The 8,109-nt window shown below is 72.1% G+C and carries 7 protein-coding genes; all 7 read right to left on the bottom strand.

Going from position 1 to position 8,109, the window contains the following annotated elements:
• Positions 1 to 57: 57 nt before the first annotated feature.
• The 7 genes from JAN01S_RS11545 to argG all read right to left on the bottom strand — a co-directional run bounded on the left by JAN01S_RS11545 (position 58) and on the right by argG (position 8,080).
• Complete coding sequence (locus tag JAN01S_RS11545; protein ID WP_068318334.1) at positions 58 to 1,497, bottom strand: carboxyl transferase domain-containing protein; 1,440 nt, start codon at positions 1,495 to 1,497, stop codon at positions 58 to 60.
• Positions 1,494 to 2,744, bottom strand: coding sequence for a beta-ketoacyl-ACP synthase II (gene fabF / locus JAN01S_RS11540; protein WP_068318331.1), 1,251 nt, complete (start codon positions 2,742 to 2,744; stop codon positions 1,494 to 1,496). The genes JAN01S_RS11545 and fabF overlap by 4 nt, the downstream gene beginning before the upstream one ends.
• An 81-nt stretch (positions 2,745 to 2,825) precedes the next feature.
• The gene (locus tag JAN01S_RS11535) at positions 2,826 to 3,077 is read right to left on the bottom strand and encodes an acyl carrier protein (protein WP_068318328.1); all 252 of its coding nucleotides are present in this window, start codon (positions 3,075 to 3,077) and stop codon (positions 2,826 to 2,828) included.
• Positions 3,078 to 3,135: 58 nt separating this feature from the next.
• The gene (locus tag JAN01S_RS11530; protein ID WP_068318324.1) at positions 3,136 to 4,134 is read right to left on the bottom strand and encodes a beta-ketoacyl-ACP synthase III; all 999 of its coding nucleotides are present in this window, start codon (positions 4,132 to 4,134) and stop codon (positions 3,136 to 3,138) included.
• Complete coding sequence (locus JAN01S_RS11525) at positions 4,131 to 5,312, bottom strand: acyltransferase domain-containing protein (RefSeq protein ID WP_068318318.1); 1,182 nt, start codon at positions 5,310 to 5,312, stop codon at positions 4,131 to 4,133. The genes JAN01S_RS11530 and JAN01S_RS11525 overlap by 4 nt, the downstream gene beginning before the upstream one ends.
• A 55-nt stretch (positions 5,313 to 5,367) precedes the next feature.
• A complete protein-coding gene (locus JAN01S_RS11520; protein ID WP_068318315.1) occupies positions 5,368 to 6,546 on the bottom strand; it encodes a PucR family transcriptional regulator in 1,179 nt (392 codons plus the stop codon).
• A 106-nt stretch (positions 6,547 to 6,652) separates the two neighbouring features.
• Entirely contained in the window at positions 6,653 to 8,080 is a 1,428-nt protein-coding gene (gene argG / locus JAN01S_RS11515; RefSeq protein WP_068318312.1) for an argininosuccinate synthase, read from the bottom strand.
• Positions 8,081 to 8,109 lie beyond the last annotated feature (29 nt).

Genomic DNA, 8,109 nt, shown 5'->3' with positions numbered 1-8,109 from the left:
CCGGCGTGATCGGAGTGAGACACTCCGATCACGCCGGCGCCGAGCGGGTGGTGCGGCTCAGAGCGGGATGTTGCCGTGCTCTCCGCGACGGGCCGGGGCCTCCGCCAAGGCTGTGGCGACCGCCGAGCGGGTGCGGGTCGGCTCGACGATCTCGTCGACGACACCGATCTCGACCGCACGCGGCAGGCCGCCGGAGAGCCGGTCGTGCTCGTCGGCCAGCTGCTGCTCGACCTCGGCCAGCTCGCTCTCGTCGACCTCCGCGAGGCGACGACGGTGCAGGATGCGGATCGCGGCGACCGAGCCCATGACCGCGACGTGGGCGTCCGGCCAGGCGAAGACCTTCGTCGCGCCCAGCGAGCGCGAGTTCATCGCGATGTAGGCGCCGCCGTAGGTCTTGCGGGTCACGACCGTCACCCGGGGCACGACCGCCTCGGCGAACGCGTGGAGCAGCTTGGCCCCCCTTCGCACGACGCCGTCCCACTCCTGGCCGACGCCGGGCAGGTACCCCGGCACGTCGACGAGGACGACGAGCGGCACGCCGAAGGCGTCGCACATGCGCACGAAGCGGGCCGCCTTCTCCGCGGAGGAGGAGTCGAGGCAGCCGCCGAGGCGCATCGGGTTGTTGGCGATGACGCCGACCGTGCGACCGCCCAGGCGGCCGAGCGTCGTGACGATGTTGGGCGCCCACCGGCCGTGCAGCTCCTGCACCTCGCCGCTGTCGAGGATCTGCTCGACGAGCGGGTGCACGTCGTAGGCGCGCTTGGCCGACTCGGGCAGCTGCTCGGCCAGGTCGACGTCGTTGACGGCGGCGAGGTCGAACTCGCCCTGGTCCGCGAGCAGGCGGCACAGCGTGCCGGCGCGGCCGAAGGCGTCGTCGATCGACTCGGCGAGCACGTGGACGACACCGGAGCGGCGACCGTGCGGCTCGGGACCGCCCAGGCGAAGGGCGTCGACGTCCTCACCCGTCACCGAGCGGACGACGTCCGGTCCGGTGACGAAGATGCGCCCCTCCGGGGCGAGGATGACGATGTCGGTCAGGGCCGGCCCGTAGGCGGCGCCACCGGCGGCGGCGCCGATGACGACCGAGATCTGGGGGATCTTGCCCGAGGCGCGGGTCATGATCGCGAAGACCTCACCGACGGCGTGGAGCGAGACCACGCCCTCGGGCAGGCGGGCGCCGCCCGAGTGCCACAGGCCGAGGATCGGGACGCCGTCGGCGAGGGCCCGCTCGTAGGCCGCGACGACGACCTTGCAGCCGGCGACGCCCATGGCGCCGCCCATGATCGTCGCGTCGGAGGCGAAGACGACGACCGGCGCTCCACCGACCGTGCCGGTGGCGGCGAGCATCCCCGAGTCGTCGTCCTCGCTGATCAGCTCGAGGGAGCCGTCGTCGAGGAAGGCCGCGAGGCGGTGGTTGGGGTTGCGCGGGTCCTGCTCGCGGGGCACCTTGACGCGCTTGCCGACCGCGGCGGAGGCGGCGTTGGGCTGGCGGGTCACGAGTGCGTCCCGAAGGCCAGGGCGACGTTGTGCCCACCGAAACCGAAGGAGTTGTCGAGCACGAGCAGGTCGCCGTCGCCGAGGGGGCGGGGCGTGTCGCGCACGATGTCGAGGTCGACCGCCGGGTCGAGGTTCTCGATGTTGATCGTCGGCGGGGCGACCCGGTCGCGCACCGCCTGGACGGCGAAGACGGCCTCGAGGGCTCCGGCGGCACCGAGCAGGTGGCCCGTCATCGACTTCGTGCCGCTGATGGCCATGTGGTCGGCGTCGGAGCCGAAGGCCCGGCGGATCGCGGCGACCTCGGCGACGTCACCGACGGGCGTGGAGGTCGCGTGCGCGTTGATGTGGCAGACATCAGCGGGGGTCGCGCCCGCATCGCGGACGGCGTCGGCCATGGCGCGCGAGGCCCCGGCACCCTCGGGCTCGGGGGCGGCGATGTGGTGGCTGTCGGCGCTGACACCGAACCCGGAGAGCTCGGCGATGATGTTGGCGCCACGTGCCCTGGCGTGCTCCTCGGACTCGAGGATGAGGATCGCGCCGCCCTCGCCGAGGAGGAAGCCGTCGCGGTCGGTGTCGTAGGGGCGCGAGGCCGTCTGCGGCGAGTCGTTGCGGGTGGACAGGGCCTGCATCGCGGCGAAGCCGGAGATCGGCAGCGGGTGGATCGAGGCCTCGGAGCCGCCGGCGATGACGACGTCGGCCAGGCCCTCGCGGATCAGGTGCGCGCCGTAGCCGATCGACTCAGCGCCCGAGGAGCAGGCGGAGACGAGGGTGTGCGCGCCGGCGCGGGCGCCGAACTCCAGCGACACGGTGCCGGCCGCGGAGTTGGGCATGAGCATCGGGATCGACAGCGGGTAGACGCGGCGAGGACCCTTGGTGCGCAGCGCCTCCCACGCGGTGAGCAGGGTCTGCACGCCACCGATGCCGGTGCCGACCGAGGCCGCGAGGCGCTCGGGCTCGACCTCGGGGGAGCCGGCATTGGCCCACGCCTCACGGGCGGCGACGAGCGCGTACTGGGCGAAGGGGTCGAGGCGCTTGGTCTCGACCTTCTTCAGCACCTCGGTGACGGGGACGGCGAGCTGCGCGGCGAAGGAGACCGGCAGCTCGAACTCCTCGACCCACGAGGCGTCGAGGTGGTCGGCGCCGGAGCGTCCGGCGAGGAGCGACTGCCAGGTCTCCTCGGCGGTACCGCCGAGCGGGGTCGTGGCGCCGAGTCCGGTGACGACGACGGTGGGCCGGGGAGAGGACATGCGTGACTCCTGTGGGTGAGGGAGGTGGGGGTCGGGCGGTTCCCCCCTTCGCTCATGACGAAGGGGGGAACGTCACCGGACTCAGGCGGCCTGGTTGGCCTTGATGAAGTTGACGGCGTCGCCGACGGTCTTGAGGTTCTTGACCTCCTCGTCGGGGATCTTGGCCCCGAACTTCTCCTCGGCGGTGACGGCGATCGTCATCATCGACAGCGAGTCGACGTCGAGGTCGTCGGTGAAGGTCTTGTCGGCGGTCACCTCGGACGCGTCGACACCCGTCTCCTCGGACACGATCTCGGCGAGGCCGTCGAGGATCTCCTGGTCGCTGAATGCCATGGAACTGCTCCTATGTGTGCGGTGGGTGGTCCGAGAACCCGTCGGACCGACGGGTGAACTAGGGGAGGGTCACGACCTGCGCGGCCCACACGAGGCCGGCGCCGAAGCCGATCTGCAGGGCCAGGCCACCCGGCTCGACCTCACCCTCGCGGAGCATGCGCTCCATGGCGAGGGGGACCGAGGCGGCCGAGGTGTTGGCCGTGGTGACGATGTCCCGGGCGACGGGCAGGTCCGGCGGCAGACCGAGCGTCTTGACCATCTGGTCGATGATGCGCACGTTGGCCTGGTGGGGGATGAAGGCGGACAGCTCGTCGGCTCGCACCCCGGCGGCGTCGAGCGCGCGCTGGGCCTCCTTGGCCATCGACCACACGGCCCAGCGGAAGACGCTGGGGCCCTCCATGACGATGGCGGGCCAGCGCAGGTCCTGGTCGGCGCGCACGTCGTTCCACGAGTCGCGCTGGGCGATGAGGTGCTTCTGCTCGCCGTCGCTGCCCCACACCGTGGGGGAGATGCCGGGGGTGTCGCTGCGCGAGACGATCGCGGCGCCCGCGCCGTCGCCGAAGATGAAGGCGGAGCCGCGGTCCAGGGGGTCGGTGAAGTCGAGCAGCTTCTCCACGCCCACGACGAGCACGTGCTCGGCGGTCCCGACGCGGACCATGTCGTTGGCCACTGAGATGCCGTGGCAGTATCCGGCGCACGCGGCGGACAGGTCGAAGGCGGCGGCTCGCGACCCGAGGCGGGAGGCCAGCTCCGGGGCGGCGGCAGGGGTCTGGTAGGGGTGGGTCACGGTGGCCACGAGCACCGCGTCGACCTGACCGGCGTCCAGACCCGCGTACTCGAGCGCGCCGCGCGAGGCGTGCTCGGCCATGTCGACGACCGTCTCGTCGGGTGCCGCCTTGTGACGGGAGGCGATACCGGACCGCTCGCGGATCCACTCGTCCGAGGAGTTGATCGGGCCGACGATCTCGCTGTTGGGCACGACCTGCGCGGGGCGGTAGCCACCGATGCCGGTGAGCCGCGCGTGGTGCAGGACGTCGGGGACGTTGAGCGTGCTCATGCCAGACCGCCCTGGGGGTGCAGACGCAGGACGGGCTGACCGGGGGAGACCGGGTCGCCGTCCTCGACGAGCCACTCGACGACCGTGCCGGCGTGACCGGCGCGCACCTCGAGGGTGTCGCGCAGGGAGGAGACGGTGGCGACGACGTCGCCGGCCGAGACGGCGCTGCCCGGCTGGGCGCCGCCGACGCCGACGGTCCCCTTGACCGGTGCGGTGACGAGTCGCCACGTCGGCTCGGAGGCCTGCCGGCTCGACCCGTGCTCGCGGACCATGCGATGGGCGGCGTCAAGGTCGTCGGGGGTCTTGAGCGCGAGGACCTCGACGCCCTTGAGGCCGCGCTTGGCCAGGCCGGTGAGGGCGCCGGCCGGCGGGATCTCGATGATCCCGGTGACCCCGAGGTCGCGCATCGTCTCCATGCACAGGTCCCAGCGCACGGGGTTGCTCACCTGGCTGACGATGCGGCGCAGCACCTCGGTGCCGGAGTGGATGACGCTGCCGTCGACATTGGAGACGAGCGGGACGCGGGCGTCGTGGGTCGAGACGGCGCGGGCCAGGCGGGCCAGGTCGTCGACGGCCGGGGCCATGTGCTCGGTGTGGAAGGCGCCGGCGACCTTGAGGGGCATGACCCGGGCCTTGGCCGGCGGAGCGTCGGCGAAGGCGGCCAGCTGCTCGAGCGTGCCGGCTGCCACGACCTGTCCGGCGCCGTTGACGTTGGCCGGGGTCAGGCCCTGGGCGGTGATCGTGTCGAGGACCTCGTCCGGGTCGCCACCGAGGACGGCGCTCATCCCGGTGGGGGTGACGGTCGCGGCGCGGGCCATCGAGCGGCCGCGCTCGCGGACCAGCACCATGGCCTGCTCGGCGCTGATGACGCCGGCGGCGGTCGCGGCGGTGATCTCACCGACGCTGTGGCCGGCACCGGCGCCGACCACGCGGAACCCGTCGGCCGGGTGCTCGAAGAGCGCGAGGAGCGAGAGGAGGCCGGCGGCCACGATGAGGGGCTGCGCGACGGCGGTGTCCTTGATCGTCTCCTCGTCGGAGGTCGTCCCGTGCGTCTCGAGGTCGATGCCGGCGACGGTCGAGAGCCAGTGGAGGCGGTCGGACACCCCGGGCAGCTCGAGCCATGGGGCGAGGAAACCGGGCGTCTGGGACCCCTGACCGGGGCAGGTGATGGCGAGCACGAGTCCAGAGTCCCCCGCGGAGGGTGGCCCGGTCGACACGGACCTCGCCAGAGATCTACTGCAGGACCTTGGAGGGATCCTCCAAGATGGCGCCCAGTGCCAGCGCCACCCGCACGGTGAAGGCCTCGTGCGGGTCGGTGAGGTCGTAGCCGGTCACGTCGGTGATCCGGCCGAGGCGGTAGCGCACGGTGTTGACGTGGACGATGAGCGTCCGTGCGGTGGCCTCCAGGCCGGCGGACTCCAGGTGGGTGCGGGCCGTCTCGAGGAGGCTCGGGTGCTCCTCGAGCGGCAGCTGCACCAGCTCCATGAGGGTGGCCCGCGCGAGGTCGTCACCGGCGATGGCCCGCTCCGCGAGCAGGTCGTCGGCCGCGACCGGCCGGCCACGACTCGGCCACCCGGGCGCCGCCACGTGGCCGGCGACCGCCGCGTGGGCGGAGAGTGCCCCCTCGGCGAGGTCGGCTACGAGCGGGCCGTGCACGAGGTCGCCGTCGGCGAAGCACTCGGCGAAGGCGGCCGCCGTGGCGCCTGCGTCGTCGACTGACCCGACGACGACGACGAGTCGTGGGCCCTGCACCCCGGCGAGGACGGGCTGGTCGAGGCGTCGGGCGGTCGAGTGGACCCGGCCCACGGCCGTCGCCGGGTCCTCGTCGCCGCTCGTGTCGGGCGAACCGCCCACCAGCACAACGACATTGGTCACGTCGTCCCACCCGAGTGCCGCTGCACGCGAGCGGATCGACTCGTCCACCTCACCGCGCATGACGGCATCGATGACGAGCGACTCCAGGCGCGCGTCCCACGCGCCCCGCTGCTCCGCGGCATGCGCGTAGACCTGCGCGGCGCCGAAGGCGATCTCGCGGGAGTAGCGCAGGACGGCGATCCGCAGGTCGGTGACGTCAGCCGGGCGAGCGAGCTCCTCGACCCGCTCCTCGACGACGTCGACGACCGAGCGGACCAGCTCGAGGGTCTGGGCGAGGCTGATCGTGCCCGTCAGCTCACGCGGCGCGGCGCCGAAGGTCGCTCGTGAGTCCGCCGGTGCGATCCCGTCGAGCCACTCGATGAAGTTGGCGATGCCCGCCTGTGCGACGAGCGCGACCCACGACCGCTCCTCGGCCCCGAGGCGCGTGTACCAGTGGTGGGTGGCCTCGAGTCGACGGGTGGCGGCGCTGGCCAGGTCGCCGGCGCTGCGACGCACCTGGCGGCGGGTGGTGAGGGAGACGAGGCCACGTCGGGGCATGCGCAGATCATATGTGTGATCCGTACAACGAGGAACCGCGCATTTCCCCGGGGAAATGCGCGGTTCCTGTGGCGGTCGGTACCGAGAGGTCCGTCGGTGCCGGAGGTCAGTCGGTGCCGAACTCCATGGCGGCGCGGTCGAGGGCGTCGTCGAGGTCGTCGACGTCCTTCGCGGCCGGGTTGGAGGCGATCTGGTCGCCGCCGCCGGCCTCGAGCGCGCCCATGATCTCCAGGTAGCCGCCGCTCAGCTGGTCCTGGCCGGCGTAGACCTCGAGCTTGCTGCGGCTGTCGGCGATGTCGAGGTTGCGCATCGTCAGCTGGCCGATGCGGTCGACCGGGCCGAAGGCGGCGTTGTCGGTGCGCTCCATCGACAGCTTGTCGGGGTGGTAGCTGAAGTGCTCGCCGACGGTGTCGAGGATCGTCCAGTCCTCACCGCGGCGCAGGCGGACGGTGACCTCGCCGGTGACGACCGAGGCGACCCAGCGCTGCAGGGACTCGCGCAGCATGAGCGACTGCGGGTCGAACCAGCGGCCCTCGTACAGCAGCCGACCGAGGCGGCGACCCTCGGCGTGGTAGTTGGCGATGGTGTCCTCGTTGTGGATCGCGTTGAGCAGGCGCTCGTAGGTCAGGAAGAACAGACCCATGGCCGGCGCCTCGTAGATGCCGCGGGACTTCGCCTCGATGATCCGGTTCTCGATCTGGTCGGACATTCCCAGACCGTGGCGTCCGCCGATCTCGTTGGCCGCCATGACCAGGGCCACGGCGTCCCCGCCGAAGTCGTCACCGTTGATCGCGACGGGGCGCCCGCGCTCAAAGCGCACGGTGACGTCCTCGGTCTCGATGGCCACCTCGGGGTCCCAGAAGCGCACGCCCATGATCGGCTCGACGATCTCGAGCGACTGGTCGAGGTGCTCGAGGGTCTTGGCCTCGTGGGTGGCGCCCCAGATGTTGGCGTCGGTGGAGTACGCCTTCTCCGCGCTGTCGCGGTAGGGCAGGTCGCGCTCGGTCAGCCACTCGGACATCTCCTGGCGACCGCCGAGTTCGCTGACGAAGTCGGCGTCGAGCCACGGCTTGTAGATGCGCAGCCCGGGGTTGGCCATGAGGCCGTAGCGGTAGAAGCGCTCGATGTCGTTGCCCTTGAAGGTCGAGCCGTCGCCCCAGATGGAAACGCCGTCCTCCTTCATGGCGCGCACGAGCAGCGTGCCGGTCACGGCCCGCCCGAGCGGCGTGGTGTTGAAGTAGGTGCGGCCGCCGGAGCGGATGTGGAAGGCGCCGCAGGCGATCGCGGCCAGCCCCTCCTCGACGAGCGGACCCTTGCAGTCGACGAGTCGCGACAGCTCGGCGCCGTACTGGCCGGCGCGGCCCGGGATCGACTCGATGTCGTCCTCGTCGTACTGGCCGAGGTCGGCGGTGTACGTGCACGGCACCGCCCCCTTCTCGCGCATCCACGCGACGGCCACCGAGGTGTCGAGACCGCCGGAGAAGGCGATGCCGACACGTTCACCTGCAGGGAGAGAAGTCAGAACCTTGGACACGAGGGGCAGCCTAGTTCGTCGCGGTGGCG

Origin of the sequence: Janibacter anophelis NBRC 107843 (genome assembly GCF_001570945.1) — a bacterium.
Taxonomy (GTDB): Bacteria; Actinomycetota; Actinomycetes; order Actinomycetales; family Dermatophilaceae; genus Janibacter; species Janibacter anophelis.
The sequence above is the reverse complement of the archived record's forward strand: the minus strand, read 5'-3'. Positions and strand labels throughout refer to the sequence as shown.

Excerpts from the sequence above, each read along its gene's own strand:
- fabF (WP_068318331.1), bottom strand. The coding sequence starts at position 2,744 with ATGTCCTCTCCCCGGCCCACCGTCGTCGTCACCGGACTCGGCGCCACG.
- JAN01S_RS11535 (WP_068318328.1), bottom strand. The coding sequence starts at position 3,077 with ATGGCATTCAGCGACCAGGAGATCCTCGACGGCCTCGCCGAGATCGTG.
- JAN01S_RS11520 (WP_068318315.1), bottom strand. The coding sequence starts at position 6,546 with ATGCCCCGACGTGGCCTCGTCTCCCTCACCACCCGCCGCCAGGTGCGT.
- JAN01S_RS11530 (WP_068318324.1), bottom strand. The coding sequence starts at position 4,134 with ATGAGCACGCTCAACGTCCCCGACGTCCTGCACCACGCGCGGCTCACC.